The organism is Thorsellia kenyensis, assembly GCF_042432445.1.
In the GTDB taxonomy this organism is placed as follows: Bacteria; Pseudomonadota; Gammaproteobacteria; order Enterobacterales; family Thorselliaceae; genus Thorsellia; species Thorsellia kenyensis.
In genome coordinates this window covers 1-22,439 of sequence record NZ_JBHLXE010000046.1, presented here as the reverse complement: position 1 = coordinate 22,439, position 22,439 = coordinate 1, and the positions used below count along the sequence as shown (strand labels likewise).

Below are 22,439 nucleotides of genomic sequence, written 5' to 3'. Positions count from 1 at the left end.
CTCAACAGCCACAAATTGTGACTCATTAATGATTATTTATTTAACCAGGTTAAGTACTTATTTACACCTTGCGCTACGGTATGAAAATCATGCGTGTAGCCAGCTGCTCTTAATTTCGTTAAATCAGCTTGGGTATAAGCTTGATAATGTCCTTTCAAGTGGTCAGGAAAAGGAATAGACTCAATTTGCCCTCTTTGGTGGAATGCGATTACTGCCTTGGCAACCGCTTCAAATGATTCCGCTTTTCCTGTCCCCGCATTAAAAATCCCAGAGATTTTGTTCTTTAAACACCAAAGATTAATGTTTGCCACATCTTCAACATAAATAAAATCTCTTAAAAATCCCTCACTTCCTGAGAATAGTTTTGGATTTTCTCCTTTATTCATTTGATTGTTTAGATGAAAAGCGACACTGGCCATACTTCCTTTGTGGGACTCTCTAGGTCCATAGACATTAAAATATTTTAATCCACAAATCGGTGAATCTGCTTCAGGCAAAATATTTCTGACATATTCGTCAAATAAAAATTTAGAATAGCCGTAGACATTCAACGGTTCTTCAAATTCTCTTTCTTCGATGAAATTATCTGTTCTACCACCATAAGTTGCTGCTGAAGAAGCATAAATAAAGGGTACTTGATTCTCAAGACTCCAATGTAAAAGATCTTTTGAGTATTGATAGTTGTTTTCCATCATATATTTACCATCCCACTCAGTGGTTGCAGAGCACGCGCCCTGGTGGAAAATTCCTTCAATTTTACCCAAAGATTCTCCCGACATGATGAGTGAGAGAAATTCATCTCTATCTAAATAATCAGCAATATCTAAATCAACTAAATTTTTAAATTTAATGCCATTTTTTAAATGATCGACAACCAAAATATCGCGAATGCCTTTTTTATTAAGTGCATGAATAATATTACTTCCTATGAATCCTGCGCCACCTGTGACAATAATCATTGTTGACTCCTCATTTTTTGTGAAGGTAAATCTATTTTAATGTTTTTATTATAACGCGAAGTGATTCAATTACCTAATCAACCTAAGAGTTTATTAATCAATTAACTTCTCATTATGATAAAAATAATTCGAATATAAAAGATTAATAAACACAATTTTAGCATTGGATTTATGCATATGTAATTAAGATGCTATAATGAGAGAATTATATAAAACTGAGTTGCATCTTAGGTTTTTACCGTTATGAAATAAGGATAATTAGTATGGGGTATTCTATGACACCTTCTATGCCATGGTTAATCTCTATTTATCAGACATTAATAGGAATGTATGCTAATAGAGAAGGTCATCATGCTTTACTGCTCTCTTGTGCTAAAGGACAAGGAGAAGATGAATTATTCCATACACTGGCAAGTTACCTCTTATGTAAAGAGTGTATGATTGACTCAACTTCAGCGTGCGGCGTATGTCCTTCTTGCTTATTGATGAGTGCAGGGAACCATCCAGATTATCATACCATTGCACCAGAAAAAGATAAAAAGCAAATAGGCATTGATATCATCCGTTTGATGACAGAACAGCTTTATCAGCATGCTAATCAAGGTGGAGCGAAAATTGTTCAAATTGTTCAGCTTGAAGCAATGACTCATGCTGCAATGAATGCCCTACTTAAAATACTTGAAGAACCACCAGAGAAAACTTTTTTTTTACTGTCTACCTATGCCCCAGATGCTTTACTTGCAACTATTAAAAGTCGATGTTTAAATTTTCCTATTGCAACTATAGATAAACAAGCTGCATTAAATTGGTTAAAAAATGAATTTCTAGACATACCAGAAGAAACACTCTCTATTGCATTAAAAATTGCTCTGGGGGCTCCATTAATAGCTAAATCACTATTAAATGAGGGCTTTGTAGCACAAAGAATACATTTTATGAATGACCTGCATAGTGCTATTTTGGCTAACCTGCCACTGAGTTTATTAAATTATTTAACCAAAGAAAATTGGTTATTGCATTTGGATTCTTTGATGTCTTTGGTGATTGATGCAATGAAAATTCAGTCAATAAAGAGTTCAACGTCAGTGATAGTTGAGCCTGGCTATATTGAAGATTTAATAATCAATTCAGATATGATGCCAGTGATTGAGCGTTTGGCTGAATGGGATAGGCATTTCTTGCAAGCATTAAGCCAGAATGGCCTTCATTTAAGACATCTTCTATTAACTAATAGTGGTCTTAATTTAGAATTACTTATGGCAAATTTTTTACTTAAGTGGCAGCAAAAAAAATTGGAGTTATTGACCCTCTAATAATAAAGAATATAAAAATCATACAAAAATCAATTAATGGTTAAAAAATTCGAATAAAAGGAAAATAAAAAGAACATGCGTAATTTTTTTGTGGATTCTCATTGTCACCTCAATTTACTTGATTATGAAAAGCATAAGACCGATATCAATAAAATAATAGAGAATGCCGTTAATTCAGATGTTAGATACATGTTGGCAGTGGCAACATCTTTGAGCGGTTATAAAGAGATGAGGCGATTAGTTGGCACTTCTCCCCACGTGGCCTATTCGTGTGGCGTTCATCCTTGTTATGTAAATGAATCACCTTATGAGTTTGATGAGTTTTTAGCATTAGCCAGTGAAGATAATGTCATCGCATTAGGGGAGACAGGTCTAGATTATTATCATGAAACCGAATCTATGGTATTGCAGCAAAGACGATTTGTTGAACATATAGCGATTGGTGCAGAATTACAAAAACCGATTATTGTTCATACAAGGCAAGCGAGAGCAGATACTTTAGCGCTTTTAAAATCAGAAGATGTGACACGTTGTGGCGGTGTCTTACACTGTTTTACTGAAGATATTCCTACGGCAAAAGCTGTACTTGACATGGGGATGTATGTTTCTTTTTCCGGTATTGTGACTTTTAAAAATGCTAAAGATCTTCAAGATGTGGCGAAATATGTTCCTTTAGACCGAATGCTCATAGAAACAGACTCTCCCTATTTAGCGCCAGTTCCTTATAGGGGGAAAGAAAATCAACCAGCATATGTCAAGGAAGTTGCAAGTTTTTTAGCGACACTCAAGCAGTGCGATCTGCATACGTTAGCTCACCAAACAACAAAAAACTTTTGTGATTTCGCTCATTTAGATTATGATAAATTACTTTCGAGTATAGAAAATAAATAATAGAAATTAATTTTTCAATTATCGTTCAATGTTAGATAAATCAGTTTTAATCTTTACTGACGCAGTGAAGATAAATAGATGAGTATATCTCGGCAAGGCATCAATTTCTCTTAGGAATTTTAATAATGACAAGAAAATATAAAAAACTCTCGCTTGCATTCCTTTCGGTGTTGAGTGCTTGTTCCCCATTATATATTTATGCGAATATTAAACAGACCCCCTCGGTAGTAGAAGAAAGAATTAAAGTGACTAATGAAAAGAAGGAAGATAATCTTAATTTTATTCAGATGTTTACAAATCTACATTCTAATACCGATCCTAACGTTTTTTTAAATGCTATTGAACTATCTCCTTATTCAACAAGAGTGCAGTTGACCATTGATCCTATTAATCCTTCTGGTGCTTATTGTCTTTGGGATGTCAATGATCCTAGTGCTTATAGGTTAATTGATGTGGATACAAACAAAATATATTTTTTAGAAAAGCAGGTTAGCCCAATTAAATCTTGTAATCAAAATGAATGGTATCAACTATTTCGCAACGAGGTGGCAGAAATACAACTATTTTTTCCAGCCCTTGGCGAAGAGGTGAAAAATATACAGCTGATAGAGGGAGTGGCTGGTGATGAACAAACTTCTGCTCAATTTTCTGTCGTGCAGTTAGAAAGGACATCAAAATCTAATTGATATTCAGTCATATCATCAATATCGAGATATCATTGAAATAATTATCATGTTTATTTTAAGGAGAGAAAAATGACTCAAGCAGAAGAAACTATTTTTAGTCGAATTATTAGGAAGGAAATTCCTGCAGATATTGTTTATCAAGATGATCTTGTTACAGCATTTAAAGATATTAGCCCACAAGCGCCAGTTCATATTTTAGTCATTCCTAATATATTAATTCCGACTGCAAATGATATGAAAATAGAACATGAATTAACACTTGGAAGAATGATGACCGTAGCTGCTAAAATTGCTAGTGAACAAGGTATTGCTGAGGATGGCTATCGTTTGATCATGAACTGTAATAAACATGGTGGACAAGAAGTTTACCATATCCATATTCATTTAGTCGGTGGCCGTCCTTTAGGACCTATGCTGTCGTCTCATTCATAAATCATCTAAGAGAAAACTTATGATAGAGAGTATTGAACTTGAGGAGATAAAATCCTATTTTTTAGCCTTACAAGATAAAATTTGTGAACAGTTAACGAAAGCCGATGGTTTAGGCATTTTTAAAGAAGAATCTTGGCAAAGAGAAGGTGGCGGCGGAGGCCGTAGCCGAGTCATTCAAAATGGTGGGGTGTTTGAGCAAGGAGGCGTTAATTTTTCTCATGTTTATGGAGAGAATATGCCTGCCTCAGCAACTGCACATAGACCTGAACTTGCAGGTCGCTCTTTTAATGCATTAGGTGTTTCGCTAGTGATGCACCCGCACAACCCCTATGTTCCTACTTCACACGCGAATGTACGTTTTTTTATCGCAAACAAACCCAATGAAAAACCGATTTGGTGGTTCGGCGGCGGATTTGATTTAACCCCTTTTTATCCTTTCGAAGAAGACGTTATTCATTGGCATAATACAGCTAAACAATTATGTCTCCCTTTTGGTGATGACATTTATCCAAAATATAAATCGTGGTGTGATGAATACTTTTACTTAAAACATAGGCAAGAGCCTAGAGGGGTAGGAGGATTATTCTTTGATGATCTGAATTCACCTAATTTTCATACTGCATTCTCTTTTACAAAAGCGGTTGCACAAGGTTATTTAGACGCTTATCTGCCTATTATTGAGAAACGTAAATCAATGGTTTATGGGACACAAGAGCGTGATTTTCAATTACACAGACGGGGACGATATGTTGAGTTTAATCTGGTTTGGGACAGAGGTACCTTGTTTGGTCTGCAGACAGGGGGAAGAACTGAGTCTATATTAATGTCTATGCCTCCTGAGGTGAAATGGACATATGGCTATGAGATTAAGCAGGGCTCTGAAGAAGCTAAACTTTTAGACTATTTTCTAGTTCCAAGAGAATGGGCAACCATCTAAGTAATAAATATACATTGAGTAATGTGTACCTATGTATAACCATTTTTTATGAGTAAAAATGGCATTTGATAACCACAGGGAGATTAAGTTATGGAAGTAGCAAAAGGAAATATATTTGTTCGAGGACTAGAATCTATACAAGGACTAGTATGGAGCTATCCTTTGATTGGATTATGTTTATTTGCAGGTTTGTTTTTTTCAATTGCCACACGTTTTATCCAAGTTCGTGGGGTTAAAGAGATGATACGTTTGATGCTTAATAACAAATCTTCTGCATCAGGCGTATCCTCTTTTCAAGCTTTCGCGATGTCTCTTTCGGGCCGAGTAGGTACGGGAAATATTGCAGGCGTAGCATTAGCGATAGGTGTAGGCGGTCCGGGTGCGATATTTTGGATGTGGGTTGTTGCCTTTTTAGGAGCATCTACCTCTTTTGTCGAATGTACGCTCGCCCAGATCTACAAACAAAAAGATAATAAAGCAGAGTATCGTGGAGGTCCGGCTTATTATATAGAGAAAGCAATGGGAAAAAAATGGTATGCACTCTTGTTTGCTGGGTTTACTGTACTCGCTTGGGGCTTTTTATTACCTACCAATCAATCTAATGCCATTGCTGAAAGTCTAACCGTGGCTTGGGAAATACCACCTTTATATACTGCAATAGGTATTTCTATAGTAATGGCTTTTGTTATCTTTGGTGGTTTAAAAAGAATTGCCAGCTTTGCACAGTGGGTAGTTCCATTTATGGCAATCGCTTACGTGCTTGTTGCGATTATCATCATCGTTATAAATTTTAAAGCCGTCCCTGGTATGATAAAAATGATATTTGAAGGTGCTTTTGGTTTAGGTCCGGTGTTTGGTGCCGTGATTTGGCAAGCTATTCAAATGGGAGTCAAGAGAGGTTTATATTCTAATGAAGCTGGCCAAGGTAGCGCCCCTCATTCAGCTGCAGTAGCAGAGGTTCAGCATCCTGCTGAGCAGGGTTACGTTCAAGCATTTTCAGTATATATCGATACCTTATTTGTCTGTACCGCAACTGCATTTATTATGCTTTCTACTGGACTGTATAATATTGTCGATCCTAATGACCCCGATGCATTTATTTATGCAGGACTTGTAGGTGTCGATGCAGGTCCTGCATTTGTTCAGCACTCTATTGAATCTATCATGCCTGGCTTTGGTAAAGGATTTGTTGCGATTGCTTTACTGTTTTTTGCTTTCACGACCATCATCGCTTACTACTATATGGCGGAGACAAATTTGACTTATTTATTTTCTAATAAGCCTGGTTTACTAGTAATCAATTATTTAAGGTTAGGAAGTATTATCACTGTCTTTTTAGGATGCATATATGCAAGTAAAACCGCATGGCATCTTGGTGATATTGGTGTAGGACTAATGGCATGGATGAATATCATCGCTCTATTGATTTTGTTTCGACCTGCCATCAAAGCACTTAGAGATTATGAAACCCAGAAAAAAGCGGGAAAAACCCCTATATTTCAACCTACTAAGTTAGGTATTAAAAATGCTGATCTTTGGGATGAGATTAATAGAGAAAAATAGTATAAAATGTTTATGTAGTAAGTAATCTTAATTTAAAGCCTGAATTTTCATCTGAATTTACAGCGGCTTTTAACTAAATTATGTTTAAATTGACCCTTCATATTTAGGATAAGCAAAGTGAACCAAGAAAATACCACAAAAAATAATATATTAAATGAAGTAGATCCAAGACCTTCGTTAGACTATCAGTCAGCTGGTGTTAATATAGACGCTGGTAATGCCCTTGTTGAGAGGATTAAAGGTGCTGTTAAAAGAACAACTCGGCCTGAGGTAATGGGAGGATTAGGTGGTTTTGGTGCTCTTTGTGCAATACCTAAAGGCTATGAAGAGCCAATTTTGGTATCAGGCACAGATGGAGTGGGCACTAAATTGAGATTGGCGATGGATTTAGGGCGCCATGAAACAATAGGTATCGATTTAGTCGCTATGTGCGTTAATGATTTAATTGTGCAAGGCGCTGAACCTTTATTTTTTCTGGATTATTACGCAACAGGAAAATTAAATGTAGAGACTGCCGCCAAAGTTGTAGAAGGTATAGCTGAGGGTTGTGTACAGTCGGGTTGCTCACTGGTTGGTGGTGAAACCGCTGAAATGCCAGGTATGTATGAAGGCGAAGATTATGATTTAGCCGGTTTTTGCGTAGGAGTAGTGGAAAAATCTAAACTTATTGATGGATCAAAAGTAAGTGCTAATGACGCCTTAATTGCTTTAGGTTCCAGCGGGCCTCACTCTAATGGATACTCTTTAATCCGTAAAATTTTAGAAATCAGTAAAACAGCACCAAATAAAGTGATGCTAGATGGAAAATCGATTGCAGATCATTTGATGGCTCCGACCAAAATTTATGTTAAATCTGTACTCGAGCTATTAAAAAAACTCCCAGTTCATGGGTTGGTGCATATTACAGGTGGCGGATTTTGGGAAAATATTCCTCGTGTACTCCCAGATAATCTTACTGCATCTATTAATGAATCAAGCTGGCAATGGCCTGCAATTTTTACCTGGTTGCAAAGAGAGGGTAACGTTACTACGCATGAAATGTATAGGACCTTTAATTGTGGGGTGGGTATGATTATTGCACTGCCAAAAGAGCATGTCGAAGATGCTCTCAATTTACTCCACTCTGCTGGCGAAAAAGCGTGGCAAATTGGCGAAATTATCGAACGTGCAGAAGTACAAAGTCCACAAGTAATTATTAAATAATTATTTTATGTCACTCATCGAACGAAGTCAGCCGTACAATTTGTTTTTAGCGGCTGACTTTCTTATGATCTTCAATAAAGAGAATTATTGTTTGCTATGACCACTCACTCCCCAAAAAAAATTGTTGTCCTTATCTCAGGTTCAGGCTCTAACTTAAAAACTTTAATCGACAATTGCCAAGAGACTCACTCTTTTCATGTTAGCGAACCTATCAACGCAAATATTTGTGCTGTACTTACAAACAATCCCTCAGCTGGTGGTCTGGAATTTGCTCGGGAAGCAAATATTAATACGCATATTGTTAAGCAGGCGGATTTTGCTAATAGAGCACTCTTTGATGAGGCATTGCTTGAGATTATCCAGAGTTACTCTCCTGATTTAGTGGTTTTAGCTGGTTATATGCGTATTTTATCCGAACAATTTGTTGAGGCTCTATCAGGGAAACTAATTAATATTCATCCCTCTCTATTACCTAAATATAAAGGTTTAGATACTCATCAACGTGTTTTAGAGGCTAATGAAACGGAGCATGGTACAAGTGTCCATTTTGTTGACACAGGGTTAGATTCTGGCCCGGTTATTTTACAAGCGAAAGTCCCGGTATTTCCTGAAGATGATGCTGATATTTTAACGGAACGTGTTAAATATCAAGAGCATCAAATTTATCCTTTAGTTGTTCGCTGGTTTATCGATGGTAGACTTAAATTAGAAAATAATGTAGCGTATCTCGATGGCTTAGCTTTAGGGCCATCAGGCTATGCACCTTAAAGAATAAATAATAGAAATTATATTTAGCCACTGTGCGAAAAGATTCAGTAGCTAAAATTCTAAGTTGATATTGAGAATATACTTTATAGGCAAAATTTCTCTATAGTTTTGCCGACGCCATCATTGTCATTTGTCTCTGCAACGCCATCTGCAATCTCTTTTAATTCGTCTATGGCATTACCCATCGCAACTGAATATCCTGCAAATTCAAACATCGCTATGTCGTTGCCTTGATCTCCCATTGCTAAAATATGTTCAGCCGGTATACCTAGTTTGTGTGCAAGTTTTTTAAGTGTAAGCCCTTTATTTACTCCTTTGGGAATAATTTCTAAGAAATAAGGGGCGCTTTTGATAATATTATAGCGTTCATAAAGTGATGGGGGCAACTTAGCGATGGCTTGATTTAAAACCTCAGGTTCATCAATCATCATCATTTTTGGAAATTGCATCTCTTTTGGCATCTCTTCAGGTGTCCTGAATTTAAGCGCAATACCTGTCAATTGCGTTTCCAAAATGGTATAAGGACTGATATCTTTATTCGCAGTATATACATTATCCTTATCAAATACATGAAAATGAACGTTGAGTTCACGTGATAATGCTTCTAATTCATAATAATCATTGATGTCTAGTGTTTCTTGAGTCACAACCTCTCCAGTTTTAGGCTTTATGGTTAATGATCCATTACAAACAATTACGTAATCATTGTCTTCACGCATGCTAAGTTTTTCGGTAAATTTAACAGTTCCTATATAAGGACGTCCTGTCACAAGGACGACTTTTATCCCTTTTGCTCTTACTTTTGTGATGACATCAATAGTGTATTCAGAGATATCATGCTGGCTATTTAATAATGTACCATCCATATCTAAGGCTATTAATTCTATTTTCTTTGGGGGATTACTCATATTTTCCTCTTTTCTATAGTTTATTAGGTAATTGTATTAATCGTTTTGTTCAGCATTATGTCCATAATTATTTTTGGTATATTTTAGATGACTATTCACTCATAAATGTAGTAAAGCGATTATTCAATATCTTTCCTCGATATGCAAATATTGCTTAGAAGAAATTAATATATCTCAGTATTTAAATATCACTAAATAAGCAAAAAATCTTTTCTATACAAACGTTGCATTTTTAAAGGCTTCTTATGATCCTTGTCACATTTTTAAAATAGATTGCTTTACCTATTACACTAGCTTTGTTAGATTTATTCAAATTTTAAGGATTGTAACCACTTTCAGTGGGCAAAACCTGAAACACTTTTTACCTCTTTTCAGAAGGGGAAGGATGTTTCAGGTTTTTTTTTGCCTAAAATTCTAACAGAGTGTATCTAACCACAATTTATTTTATTGGGACAATAAATTATGCAACTGATTGTTGAAAAAGATTATGAAGCAATGAGCCAGAGTACTATGACCTTGCTTTTGAGTAAGATGATCCAACCGAAAAAAGTTAATATGGCTATAACAGCAGGAAATACGCCTAAACGGACGTATGAATTATTAGTTGAACAAGTCAAAAATAAGCCACACTTTTCTAATGTTACTTATTTCAATTTTGATGAAATTCCTGTTTTTGACGAGCAAGGGTATGGACTCACTATGCACCATCTCAATAGGCTCTATTTTAAACCAGCTAATATCTCTTCTGATCAAATAATGCAAATGACTCCGTATAATTATCTTCAATTCGATGACATGATTGATAAGGCGGGTGGATTAGACTTAATTTTAATGGGTATTGGTGCAGATGGACATTTTTGTGGCAACTTACCCAATACAACAGAATGGCAAGATAAGACGGTTCGTATTAATGCTACTGAAAAACATAAAGAACTTTTGCTCAATGAGGTGGGTGGAGACATCACTAAGGTCCCTGATTATTGGGTAACTATGGGCCCTAAAAGTGTTATGCATGCACGTCATTTAGTTCTATTTGCAACGGGGAAATCTAAAGCAAATATTATTAAACAAGCTTTAGAGGGGCCCATTACCCTAGATGTTCCTGCATCAATTTTGCAATTACATCCCAATCTTACCGTAGTATTAGATGAAGACGCTGCCAGCGAACTCACTAAAAAATAATGATTATTGAGTTAATATTTAAATGAACTATTAACAGCATAAGGAATTCTTGACTTATTTATAATCAATTAAATTTAAATAGATTTTATTATGAAGTAAGCTTTTTAATGAGGGTAATTATATGAGTAAACAAGGAAAATATGAAGCAACAGCTAGAGATGTTCTTGCTTTAGTTGGGGGCAAAGAAAATGTAGCCAGTGTAGTGCATTGTGCTACTCGCCTTCGATTTAAATTAAATGATAAAGATATTCCTGATAGGGAGGCACTTAAAAATCATCCTGATGTGATTATGGTCGTAGAGAGCGGAGGACAATTTCAAGTTGTGATTGGCAATCATGTTGGAGATGTGTTCAAATTCATTGCGGCTGAATGTGATCTAAATATTGCTGACAGTAAGAACACATCTTCTGGTAATCTATTAGAAAAATTTGTAGATTTAGTTTCAGGAATTTTTACCCCTTTTTTAGGTGTATTAGCTGCAAGTGGTATTTTAAAAGGAATTATAGCCCTTTGTGATCAATTAAAATTATGGGAAGCTACTTCTGGAACTCGACTCATTTTGAATACCGCGAGTGATGCGCTGTTTTATTTCTTTCCCATTATTATTGGTTATACTTCTTCACTCAAATTTAAATGTAACCCTTTTATAGGTATGGCTATAGGGGCATCATTAGTTCATCCAGATATTGTTAATGCATTTAATGAATCTGGAAAACCCGGTGCTCAGGGTATAGATTTTTTAATGATACCTGTTGTATTAATGAGTTACAGTAGTTCTGTAATGCCTGCAATATTTTCTGTGTGGATAGCGAGTCATGCAGAGAGATTTTTCAATAATATTCTGCCTTCTTCAATTAAGAATCTTATAGCACCTCTTTTATGTTTGATGATAGTTGTTCCTTTGACTCTGATTTTGGTAGGGCCATTAACTACTACCTTAGCACAAAGCCTAGGTCAAGGATTTAAATTTATTTATGATACTTTTGCTGTAGGCGCAGGGGCAATCGTTGGCGGACTTTGGCAAGTTTTTGTTATTTTTGGATTGCATTGGGGCTTAGTACCACTTATGTATAATAACTTAGATACGTTAAAAGCTGATCCAATAGTCCCTATGATTTTACCTGCGGTGTTAGCACAAGTATCTGCTTCATTTGCTGTATTTTTGAAAAGTCGCGATCCCAAATTAAAACTCCTTGCTGGCTCAGGTTCTATTACTGGTATTTTTGGTATCACTGAACCCATCATTTATGGGGTGAATTTACCACTGAAAAAGCCCTTTGTCATTGCTTGCATAGCAGGTGCAATAGGGGGAGGGATCATCGGGTATGCCAATACGCAAGTTTATTCACCTAGTCTAACAAGTATTTTTACTTTCTTGCAGATCATACCATCAACAGGTATTGATGGTAGTTGGTATGGTGCACTAATCGGTACTGTTTTTGCAATGATTTTGTCGTTTATAGGGACATATCTTTTTGGATTACCGAAGGTGACAGTTCATGCTAATGATAATAGTACCATTACTTCTAATAGAAAAGAAACAGATACTATGCAATCTGTTGTTGATACACTGCATAGCCCTTTGATTGGAAAAATCGTTCCTTTATCTGAAGTAAAAGATGAAACTTTTGCAAGTGGATTAATAGGGAAAGGATGTGCTGTTTTGCCAAGCGAGAATCATGTTTATGCTCCATCAGATGGTGTGGTCACTTCATTATTTAAAACCTTACATGCAATTGGTATCACAACGGATTCAGGTGTAGAGTTACTAATTCATGTTGGTATAGATACTGTTCAATTGAATGGACAATATTTCTCCGCCCATATCCAGGAGGGACAACGTATTAAAAAAGGTGAGAAACTGATTTCTTTTGATAAAGATATGATCGTTAAAGCAGGATTTGATTTAACTACGCCAGTTTTAGTGACAAATACAGAAAATTATTTTGACGTGCTTACAGTAAATGAAACTGAAGCAACAACGAGTCGTCCATTATTAAAATTAGTCAAGTAGAGGCTATTGACGTATAAAATAGCCTATATTTATTTAAAGTAAATTATGAATGGAGTGCCATAATGGGATTTAAAATGAATAAAATTTCAAAAAAAGGATTACTAGTTTCTTGCTTACTTTCTTCGATATTGCTAAGTGCATGCAGTACACCTATGCAATCAAGAAGCGTTGATAAAGAAGTGGAAATTTATTTAGTACGCCACGGCAAAACTATGCTCAATACAACAGATAGAGTACAAGGCTGGTCTGATGCTGTATTAACACCTGAGGGTGAAGAGGTGGTAAATACAGTAGCTGTAGGGCTTCAAGATGTTCCTTTTGTCGGAGCATTCAGTAGTGACAGTGGCCGAAGCGTTCAAACTGCTGAATTAATTCTTGCAAAAAATCAGACTTCCAATCAATTAGTTGTCCAAAAAGATTGGCGTATGAGGGAATTTAATTTTGGCACATATGAAGGCGATCTGAACCACAATATGTGGAGTGACATAGCTAAACATCAAGGAATGACATTTGATGAATGGTTCAATAGTGATGTTTCCCCAAGAGAATTTGCCGACAGTGTGGCTGCTTTAGAAAAAGTAAAAATGGCTAAGGAAAAAAATCCTCCAAGTAATTGGCCTGCAGAAGATTATGCAACGATTACTAAACGGTTACGTGCAGGTATAGAAGAAATAGCTAAACAAAGTGCTGATCAAGGTGGTGGTCCTATATTAGTTGTTTCTCACGGCCTAAGCATTGGTGCGCTAGTTGATAATCTCAAAGGAGGCTATCAATTACCCGCAGGTGGTATAAAAAATGCAAGCGTAACCAAAATTCATTATAAAAATGGACAGTTTGAAGTTAAAGAAATTGGCGACGTCAGCTATTTAGAAAAAGGAAAAGCCATTTTGGGACAAGAAACAAAATAGTTTAATTCAGAGAAGCTAAAGATCCGAGAGGATAAAGTAATAGACTCTAAGAGTAATTATTTCATCCTCTTTAGTTGTGGTTTAGATAATCAGTGTATGTTTAATCATTTTAATGTATCCAAGGATAAGGAGTATTTGATGAAATTTAAAAAATTAATTTTTCTGCTAGGAATGCTAGGATTATCTTCATTAGTTATGGCTAAGGATTCCAAACCACTAAAGGTATTAATTGTGAATGATGATGGATGTCGTTCTTTTGGTACTGTTGAACTACAAAAGCAATTATTGTCAAAAGGCATGGATGCCTGGATAGTCGCACCTGCAACGAATCAAAGCGGCATTGGCTCTGCAATTACTATGAAGAAAGAACCTTTTACTTATCATGTTGAGGGAGATAGGCATTATTGTTTTCCTGGTACACCAGCAGATGCGTTAGATTTTGGTCTTTTAGGTATTTTGCGTGATGCACCGCCTGATTTAGTGATTTCTGGAGTGAATGATGGTCCGAATACTGGTGTGGCTCAAATTAATTCAGGAACTGTGGGAGCTGCAGTGAGAGCAATTCGCTATGGTTATCCTGCATTGGCTGTAAGTATAGGTTGGAATACCGATGAATTGATTGCTTTTAAAGGATTTCCTAGTACAGAAAAGTATTGGCCTGATTCTGTCGAATATACAGTTAATATGGTGAGCACATTGGCTCAAAATTGGGATAGAAAAAGTCCATTACTACCTGCTGGGACAGGACTCAGTATTAATTATCCCGCCTATTCAAAGAGTGAAATTTTAGGCGTTAAATATATAGGCAACGAGAAATTTCCTCCAGCGCAGCATTTCTATAAACTATTGGATAATAACCAAACTATTCAAGAGTTTAACCCTGAGGTTCTGAAAGTGGATGAGAATGATACCGACACAGGGTGGTTACATAAAAAGTATATTACATACACCATCATTGATGGCGATTGGAATGCATTAGGTTATGAAAAACAATATCGCCAATTATTAGATGGGGTGTCAGAGTAAAGTAAGTTTTTAAGCTCATTTATCAATCAAAGGAGAAAAAATAATGACAACAGCATTTCCAAAAAACTTTCTATGGGGCGGCGCAGTGGCAGCTAATCAAGTGGAGGGTGCATATCTTAAAGACGGCAAAGGGTTAACAACTTCGGATATGCAACCTAAAGGTTTACTCTCTTTAGAACTTGATGCCAGAACACCTGGTGATTTTAATTTAAAAGATATTGCCATTGATTTTTACCATCGTTATGAAGAAGATATTGCTTTATTTGCGGAGATGGGTTTTAGTTGTTTACGGACTTCAATTGCCTGGGCTCGAATCTTTCCTCAAGGAGATGAGCAACAGCCTAATGAAGCAGGGCTTGAGTTTTATGATAAAGTATTTGAATGTATGCACAAACATGGAATTAAACCTATGATCACCTTATCTCACTATGAAATGCCAATGGGATTGGTTCATCAAGGTGGGTGGGGTAATAAAGAAACCATAAACTGTTTTGAACGTTATGCTAAAACAGTATTTACACGCTATAAAGATAAAGTTAAATTGTGGCTCACGTTTAATGAAATTAATATGGCACTTCATGAGCCATTTACTGGCGTAGGCTTAAAAAAAGGTTCTTCACAATCTGAGATTTTTCAAGCCATTCACCATCAATTAGTTGCAAGTGCTAAAGCTGTAAAATTATGTCACGAGATAGTCCCTGAAGGTAAAATCGGTAATATGTTACTTGGTGGTTTAGTTTATCCATTAACTTGTAAACCAGAAGATGTACACAGTGCTATGGCCGAAACCAGGCATAGCTTATTTTTTGGTGATGTTCAGGCAAGAGGAGCTTATCCTGGCTATATGCTTCGATATTTTAAAGATAATAATATAACGGTGAATATCAGCGAGCAAGATAAAATAGATTTGAAACACACGGTAGATTATATATCTTTTAGTTACTACATGAGTGGATGTGTTACTGCTGATGAAGAAATTGCTAAAGCACAAGCAAACATTTTAAATATGGTTCCTAATCCACATTTGAAATCCTCTGAATGGGGATGGCAGATAGATCCTTTGGGAATGAGGATATTACTAAATTCATTATGGGATCGCTATCAATTACCTCTCTTTATTGTTGAGAATGGTTTAGGTGCTATTGATAAACTCGATGAACATGGTCAAATTAATGATACCTATCGTATCAATTACATTAATGATCATCTTGTTCAAGTGGAAGAAGCGATTAAGGATGGAGTTGAACTTTGGGGGTACACTTCATGGGGGCCGATTGATTTAGTCAGTGCGGGTACAGCTCAAATGTCAAAACGTTATGGTTTTATTTACGTGGATAGGGATGATCAGGGTAATGGAACGCTTGAACGCAAACGTAAACAAAGCTTCTATTGGTATCAGGATATCATAAAATCTAATGGCTCTAATCTAAAACGCTAACTTTTCTTTGGCTCAATGAGTGTGTGTTCTCACTTCATTGAGCTGATTTCTTACATTATCTAATGTAAAAGACTGCCACTCTTTAAAGGTTGTTAGTTGCAATCCATTTTAAGATACCAATCAGTTATTTTTGAAAAATAAGTTATAAATACTTATAAATTATGTTTGAATGAGATGATTTGAAGTAAGGAGGAGTCTATGAAAATCGTTAAGATTATTAACAATAATGTTGTACTCGCTTTAAATCATTCCGGTAACGAACAGGTTGTTATAGGCAGAGGACTTGGTTTTCAAAAGAAAATTGGTGAGTCAGTTGATGGGGATAAAGTGGAAAAGATTTTTTCTATGTCAAATCATCATATTGTGACACATATGACCGAGTTGATGAATCAAATTCCTATGGAGGTTCTTTCAACGTGTAGTCATATCATTCAAATCGCAGAATCTCGTCTAGGTAAACTCCACGATATGATTTATATTGCGTTAACAGATCACTGTCATTTTGCAATCGAACGTTACCAGCAAGGAATTGCCTTGAGAAATGCAATGATTTGGGAGATTAAGCGCTTTTATCCAAGAGAATTTCAATTAGGCATTGAAGCGCTTAGTATCATAAAAAACCGTTTGAATGTGGATTTACCAATTGATGAGTCCGCTTTTATTGCAATGCATCTTGTAAATGCCCAGAATGCTCAGGGAGTAAATGCTGATTTAATTAATAATTTAACCCAAGTCATGCAAGATATTTTGAAACTCGTAAAGTATCAGTTAAATATAGACTATGATGAGGACTCTTTAACATACCAACGTTTTGTAACTCACCTTAGATTTTTTACTCAAAGGATGCTGAGCAGTGAGTACGTAGAATCAGATGATGAATCCCTCTATGAAGAAATTGCAAAAAATTATGCAAAGGCCTACGAGTGTGTTCATAAAATAGATTGGTATTTACAGAAAAACCATCATCAGGCGATGACTCACGATGAACGAATGTTCTTAACTATTCATATAGAAAAAGTGCGAAAAGAATTCTTTGATAAAAAAAGGAAAAATAACTAAAACCTATTTTAAATAAGATAAGTCAAAAGAGTGGATGAACAAATATTCTTGATAGATTATCAAAAGTTTTAATCTAATATAGCAGTTTTGTAAAATACTGAGCTTATAAGCTTCAATCTATTTTTAAAATACGAATACATTTTACTAATATTCTTTTTTGTACTAAGATGTCCGTGAGAATTGACTAGACAATCGCTGCTTTATTGTTGTCCTTATAAAAGGAGACAGGTAAAGGGGAGGAAAGTCCGGGCTCCATAGGACAGGGTGCCAGGTAACGCCTGGGCAGTTAAAAACTGACGACCAGTGCAACAGAGAGTAAACCGCCGATGGCTTGAAAGAGAACAGGTAAGGGTGAAAGGGTGCGGTAAGAGCGCACCGCGCGACTGGTAACAGTTCGTGGCACGGTAAACTCCACCCGGAGCAAGGTCAAATAGGGGTTCGTTAAGTGTGGTCCGCATAGAACTCGGGTAGACTGCTTGAACCAATGAGCGATTATTGGTCTAGAGGAATGATTGTCCACGACAGAACCCGGCTTATCGGTCAATTCTCCCTAATTTTATTAAAATTAAACTGTTTTTAAAGGTTTAATTTATTCAGGTAACGTTCAATGCTAGCCCCTTGTTTGTATTATCCAAAAAATTTACCACTAGCCTGCATGACTAAACGCAGCGATGCAAAGGGGCTTTTCCAACATAAGGCAATCGTTTTATCGTCTAAACTTATTTCTAACTACCCATCAAAATAACTGAGTTTAAATGGGGGGAAGTTCCTTAATCTGCTATTTTAAAGTAAAAATTAATATCAGCGAATTCAAGTCATTAGTGACCAGCATAGAAATTTTAACCATCCTCTATGTATTAGCTCATAAAGAATAAGGTTTTGCCTAATACCTTGCTTTTAATCGTTAGATATTACAGCCATGGGAGAAATAAGCCGAACAGCAGAGTAGTTTCTAAAATAGAGGGGATAACAATACTGAATCAATAACTGTAGAGTGATGAGTCGCACTGAAAATTCTAAATATTCCTTTTTGCTGACTTCAATTATCTTTTTGACCAGATTACCTAAAACTAAATCTTCTTCCAATCTTTCTAGTAGAGCAAGTGTCGGTCTAAAAAGTTCAATGAAGTTATCCTTGCATAAAGTGATTATCTCTTCTTTAAAATGCATATGTGACTTAAATTGTTCAGATTTTTTCTTTGCAATAAAAACAGCCCTTTCAGTATTAGAGCGAATGAATTGAATGCTTATATTTGTTTAATTTTTTAGGCATATTTATTTGAATTAAGTTTACTTATACATTATAGTGAATTTCTAGGAAAGGGAATCTGGTGGAAACCCAGAGCTGACGCGCAGCGGTAAAGTTCGAAGTAAAAAATACGCAATTTGCAGACACTGTCTAATTTCATTTAGGATAACTCTTGGTAAAAATAATTTTTTTCAATTGTTTTATCCCTTAGTGAAACAGTAAAGATGGGAAGTCATTTTTTACGTTATAACCAAAAATTATAGAACGACTGAGCCCGAAAACCTCCTGGTATGATGCCGCAATAGAATTGTAGGTCGCGATATATCTACCGATTCACCGCGCAATCCATCGTGTTTTTAATGGATGCTTAAAAAATGTTAATTATTTTTATGCCGATTCAGTCGGTCACTTCTTTATTGTTTTTATTTTTTCATTTCTTATTCAGCTTTAAGATATTTAAACATTTCTTATCAGTGAGTTTAATTTCTTTTATACTTTGGTCTTGTTGTTCCTTTGAATTGTTGGCTAACAATAATCCTACATCTATGAATGACGAAATTGTCACTACTGGTGAATCTCTTGAACAAGAAGAAATTACTATTAGTTCTTATCATTACATTAAACCTATAGCTTCTGTAATTGCCCCAACTATTATTTTGACTAGAGAAGATATTGCAAGGCAACAAATGCAATCAGTTGTTGAAGTATTAAGGCGACTTCCAGGAATTAATTTAGCTCAATCAGGTGGAGTAGGGCAACAAACGAGTTTATTTGTAAGAGGAACAGAATCACGTCATGTGCTTGTGCTCATAGATGGTATACGCTTGAACCAAGCGAATATCTCAGGGGCACCTGATGTCAGTCAAATTCCCTTATCTATGATACAAAAAATTGAATATATAAGAGGAGCGAGGAGTGCATTATATGGCTCAGATGCAATAGGCGGCGTAATAAATTTAATTACGTATCCAGAAAATAAGCAAGAAACAAAAGGACAATTGACACTGGGTTTAGGTTCTTTTGATGATCAACGATATGATATTACTCAACAAATTTCAACGAGTGATACAATCATAAATGGAGCATTAAGTTTTCATCGAAGCCAAGGGACTGATGCAGTTGCTAATATGCCTGAAGCTGGTGGAAACCGACAAACGGACAAGGATGGATTTAAAAATTATTTTGGTTGGTTCGCGTTAGCACATCAATTTACTGATCGTCTTTCTGGCCACATACGCGCCTATGCATTTAATAATAAAAATAAATATGATGGCTTCAATTCTTATATTGATCCTAATGCTTTAATTGATGAACGAGAGCTGCAAAGTCAAAGTATTGATGGTCGGGTGAATTGGGTTGAAGGGAGATATGGATTAGAAGTTATTGCAACACATAATGTGACGAATGATTATAATTTTGATCGTAAAAAGGGTAAAAAACATATTACTGCTTCAAATGATAAAGCGAATTTAAATCAATTCCAAGTAATTAACTCCTTGCGCCATGATGGAGGAACTATCAACTTAGGGGCTGAATGGCAACAACAAACCACAGAACAGATTCAACCTGGAGAGTTAAAATCATCTCATTTGCATTTAACAAATAACGGGATTTTTATAACCGGCCAGCAGACTTACAATAAATGGATAACTGAATTAGCCTTGAGGCACGATGAACAAAGTCAATTTGGTGGTCATCAAACTTATCATTTAGGGATCAGTCATCCCTTTATATTTAATACAGATGTCTCATTTAGCTATGGGCATGCTTATAAAGCACCTAATTTACTTCAGCTATATAGCCAATATGGTGGAAACAGTGAACTGAAGCCAGAAGAGAGTATGCAATATGAATTGGGGCTGAACGGAGAATTACAAGAGATAAATTTTAAATTCAGTGCTTATCATAATGAGATTAAAGAACTTATTGATTATCAGAATACAAAATTTATTAACATAGGTTTGGCAGAGATTAAGGGGGCTGAACTAGAATTCACAAAAGAGTTTGATATGTTTTCGCATGAATTATCTCTTACTTACTTAGATGCTAAAGATAAAAGAACTGGCAACAGACTGCCTAGAAGGGCGCAGAAACAATTAAATTATCTATTAAATTTTAATAAAGATGCTTTGAATGCAGGGGTGAGCTATCATTATGAAGGCAGACGTAACGATATACGATTTCTCCCAGATCAGTTGAAAAATGAAATTGTTAAATTACCCATTAATCAACAATTTGATCTTTCTCTAAGTTATGATTTTACAACTCATGTTACAATTCGTGGTAGAATAGCAGATATGTTTAACCAGCAAAGAGAGACTGTATATGGCTATCAACCTACAGGAAGAGCATTTTACATCACGGGCGAATACCGATTCTAAACATGAAGGCAAGCCAACCGTTCTGATATTTGATTCGGGGGTTGGTGGTCTATCAGTTTATAGTGAAATTGAAGCCTTAATCCCTGAATTGCATTTTATCTATGCATTTGATAATGAGGGGTTTCCGTACGGAGAAAAAACTGAGGAATATATTGTTGAACGAGTACTTAGCATTGTAAAACATGTTAATGCCAAATACCCTCTATCTTTAGCAGTAATTGCATGTAATACGGCAAGTACTGTCTCTTTGCCGCCTTTAAGAGAGACTTTTGATTTTCCAATCATAGGCGTAGTGCCTGCTATAAAACCAGCCGCTAAACTCACTAGCAATCAAGTAGTCGGAATATTAGCAACTAAAGCAACGGTAAAAAGAGAATATACAAAAGAACTTATTGAACGTTTCGCGACAGATACATCCATACATCTTTTAGGCACATCAGAGCTTGTAGATATTGCGGAAGATAAGCTGCATGGAAAACCCGTTGATTTACATAGGCTAGAAAATATTTTGCAACCATGGTTAAAAATGAAAGAAGCCCCCGACACAGTCGTTTTGGGCTGTACTCATTTTCCTCTGTTAAGTGAAGAATTATTAAAAGTTCTTCCTGAGGGTACCCGGTTAGTAGATTCAGGCCAAGCAATAGCAAGAAGAACGGCGTGGATTCTAGAACATGAAGCACCGTTAAAATACAGTTGTGAGCAAAATTTAGCAATTTGCACTGAGCTCAATGAGGCTGCGCTTGAACTTAAGGATGTCTTATACAGATATCATTTAGAAGAACTTGCGGAACTTAAATTATTGGATTAATGATTTGAGCGCGGGAAAGAGGGTAAAAGAAAAAATAAATGCAAATCCTATTTATTTTGGTAAACAGAGAGGAATTTTGTTGAGTGAGCATGAGTTTTAAGTTCAGTGTTAAGACTTTTCTGTTTCACATAGTGGTTCATTTCTTTTTGGATAACTTATATCTGTCATGAGTAAGAAATTTAAAGAGGCTCCCTATTTTAGTAGATAATTAAGTTTAGTAGATAGTTATGGATGAGGGAATTTTTAGAAATTAGAGCGCGTATTATTTATCTATTTTTCTAGAAAAATGAATAGGGGTTAGAGCAATTAAAAATGAGCTACTTAAATAACCAGAGAGTCTAAAAAATAGATTAATGAGTTGTTTTTTGAGCGATCGATATTTTTTTTAAGAAAAAAGATTGCAAGATTAAAAATAGTCTCTATAATTCGCCGCCTAATGACGAAGTTGATAGAAGTTTAAAACTAAGTCAAACGAAAAGTGAAAATAAATTAAAAAAACACTTGACGTTAACAAAAAGGGTGAATATAATGTGCGCCCTGTCGTTAAGAAGATTACTTACGACTACCTAGTAGAAATACTAGATGCTCTTTAACAATTTATCAGACAATCTGTGTGGGCACTCGCAAGATATGACCAAAAGCAGACATAAAAAGACGCTATACGCTTTTTGATGTCGGTGAAAAAATCAAGTCTTGAAGAGTGACTATATAGCT

18 protein-coding genes, 1 other RNA gene and 1 riboswitch are annotated in these 22,439 nt (G+C 35.7%); of the genes, 17 read left to right on the top strand and 2 right to left on the bottom strand.

Translation table 11 applies throughout. From position 1 onward, the window contains the following. Positions 1-32 precede the first annotated feature (32 nt). Positions 33-959, bottom strand: coding sequence for an ADP-glyceromanno-heptose 6-epimerase (gene rfaD, locus ACFFIT_RS04450; protein WP_385876448.1), 927 nt, complete (start codon positions 957-959; stop codon positions 33-35). 263 nt (positions 960-1,222) lie between these two features. On the opposite strand from rfaD, the gene ACFFIT_RS04445 reads away from it, so the two are divergent. From ACFFIT_RS04445 to purN, 8 genes are all read left to right on the top strand, one after another. After that, complete coding sequence (locus ACFFIT_RS04445; RefSeq protein ID WP_385876447.1) at positions 1,223-2,272, top strand: DNA polymerase III delta subunit-related protein; 1,050 nt, start codon at positions 1,223-1,225, stop codon at positions 2,270-2,272. Positions 2,273-2,347: 75 nt separating this feature from the next. Next, a complete protein-coding gene (locus ACFFIT_RS04440; RefSeq protein WP_385876446.1) occupies positions 2,348-3,163 on the top strand; it encodes a YchF/TatD family DNA exonuclease in 816 nt (271 codons plus the stop codon). Between the two features lie 125 nt (positions 3,164-3,288). Beyond that, complete coding sequence (locus tag ACFFIT_RS04435; protein WP_385876445.1) at positions 3,289-3,849, top strand: hypothetical protein; 561 nt, start codon at positions 3,289-3,291, stop codon at positions 3,847-3,849. 69 nt (positions 3,850-3,918) lie between these two features. Continuing rightward, positions 3,919-4,281, top strand: coding sequence for a purine nucleoside phosphoramidase (hinT, locus tag ACFFIT_RS04430; RefSeq protein WP_385876444.1), 363 nt, complete (start codon positions 3,919-3,921; stop codon positions 4,279-4,281). A 19-nt stretch (positions 4,282-4,300) separates the two neighbouring features. After that, positions 4,301-5,218: an oxygen-dependent coproporphyrinogen oxidase gene (gene hemF, locus ACFFIT_RS04425; protein WP_385876443.1), complete on the top strand. Its 918-nt coding sequence runs from the start codon at positions 4,301-4,303 to the stop codon at positions 5,216-5,218. Positions 5,219-5,308: 90 nt separating this feature from the next. Next, on the top strand, positions 5,309-6,781 hold the full coding sequence (locus ACFFIT_RS04420) for an alanine/glycine:cation symporter family protein (RefSeq protein ID WP_385876441.1): 1,473 nt from the start codon (positions 5,309-5,311) through the stop codon (positions 6,779-6,781). A gap of 147 nt (positions 6,782-6,928) precedes the next feature. Further along, a complete protein-coding gene (gene purM / locus ACFFIT_RS04415) occupies positions 6,929-7,984 on the top strand; it encodes a phosphoribosylformylglycinamidine cyclo-ligase (RefSeq protein ID WP_385876490.1) in 1,056 nt (351 codons plus the stop codon). A 96-nt stretch (positions 7,985-8,080) separates the two neighbouring features. Beyond that, the gene (gene purN / locus ACFFIT_RS04410) at positions 8,081-8,752 is read left to right on the top strand and encodes a phosphoribosylglycinamide formyltransferase (protein ID WP_385876440.1); all 672 of its coding nucleotides are present in this window, start codon (positions 8,081-8,083) and stop codon (positions 8,750-8,752) included. Between the two features lie 83 nt (positions 8,753-8,835). On the opposite strand, the gene yidA is transcribed toward purN, so the two are convergent. Further along, entirely contained in the window at positions 8,836-9,660 is an 825-nt protein-coding gene (gene yidA / locus ACFFIT_RS04405) for a sugar-phosphatase (protein WP_385876439.1), read from the bottom strand. Positions 9,661-10,122: 462 nt separating this feature from the next. On the opposite strand from yidA, the gene ACFFIT_RS04400 reads away from it, so the two are divergent. The 9 genes from ACFFIT_RS04400 to murI all read left to right on the top strand — a co-directional run bounded on the left by ACFFIT_RS04400 (position 10,123) and on the right by murI (position 21,725). Next, positions 10,123-10,842 (top strand): glucosamine-6-phosphate deaminase, encoded by a 720-nt coding sequence (locus ACFFIT_RS04400; protein WP_385876438.1) that lies wholly within the window; start codon positions 10,123-10,125, stop codon positions 10,840-10,842. 121 nt (positions 10,843-10,963) lie between these two features. Next, on the top strand, positions 10,964-12,856 hold the full coding sequence (locus ACFFIT_RS04395) for a beta-glucoside-specific PTS transporter subunit IIABC (protein WP_385876437.1): 1,893 nt from the start codon (positions 10,964-10,966) through the stop codon (positions 12,854-12,856). 74 nt (positions 12,857-12,930) lie between these two features. After that, positions 12,931-13,764, top strand: coding sequence for a histidine phosphatase family protein (locus tag ACFFIT_RS04390; RefSeq protein WP_385876436.1), 834 nt, complete (start codon positions 12,931-12,933; stop codon positions 13,762-13,764). Between the two features lie 138 nt (positions 13,765-13,902). After that, positions 13,903-14,790 carry a 5'/3'-nucleotidase SurE gene (gene surE / locus ACFFIT_RS04385; RefSeq protein ID WP_385876435.1) on the top strand — a complete coding sequence of 296 codons (888 nt, stop codon included), beginning with the start codon at positions 13,903-13,905 and terminating at the stop codon, positions 14,788-14,790. A 43-nt stretch (positions 14,791-14,833) separates the two neighbouring features. Further along, positions 14,834-16,228, top strand: coding sequence for a glycoside hydrolase family 1 protein (locus ACFFIT_RS04380; RefSeq protein ID WP_385876434.1), 1,395 nt, complete (start codon positions 14,834-14,836; stop codon positions 16,226-16,228). A gap of 198 nt (positions 16,229-16,426) precedes the next feature. Continuing rightward, complete coding sequence (licT, locus tag ACFFIT_RS04375) at positions 16,427-17,287, top strand: BglG family transcription antiterminator LicT (RefSeq protein ID WP_385876433.1); 861 nt, start codon at positions 16,427-16,429, stop codon at positions 17,285-17,287. 176 nt (positions 17,288-17,463) lie between these two features. Further along, positions 17,464-17,839, top strand: an RNA gene (gene rnpB / locus ACFFIT_RS04370) — RNase P RNA component class A. Between the two features lie 739 nt (positions 17,840-18,578). Continuing rightward, a riboswitch (cobalamin riboswitch) is annotated at positions 18,579-18,836 on the top strand. A gap of 74 nt (positions 18,837-18,910) precedes the next feature. Continuing rightward, on the top strand, positions 18,911-20,917 hold the full coding sequence (locus ACFFIT_RS04365; RefSeq protein WP_385876432.1) for a TonB-dependent receptor domain-containing protein: 2,007 nt from the start codon (positions 18,911-18,913) through the stop codon (positions 20,915-20,917). Then, the gene (gene murI, locus ACFFIT_RS04360) at positions 20,862-21,725 is read left to right on the top strand and encodes a glutamate racemase (RefSeq protein WP_385876431.1); all 864 of its coding nucleotides are present in this window, start codon (positions 20,862-20,864) and stop codon (positions 21,723-21,725) included. The genes ACFFIT_RS04365 and murI overlap by 56 nt, the downstream gene beginning before the upstream one ends. The last annotated feature ends 714 nt before the right edge of the window (positions 21,726-22,439 follow it).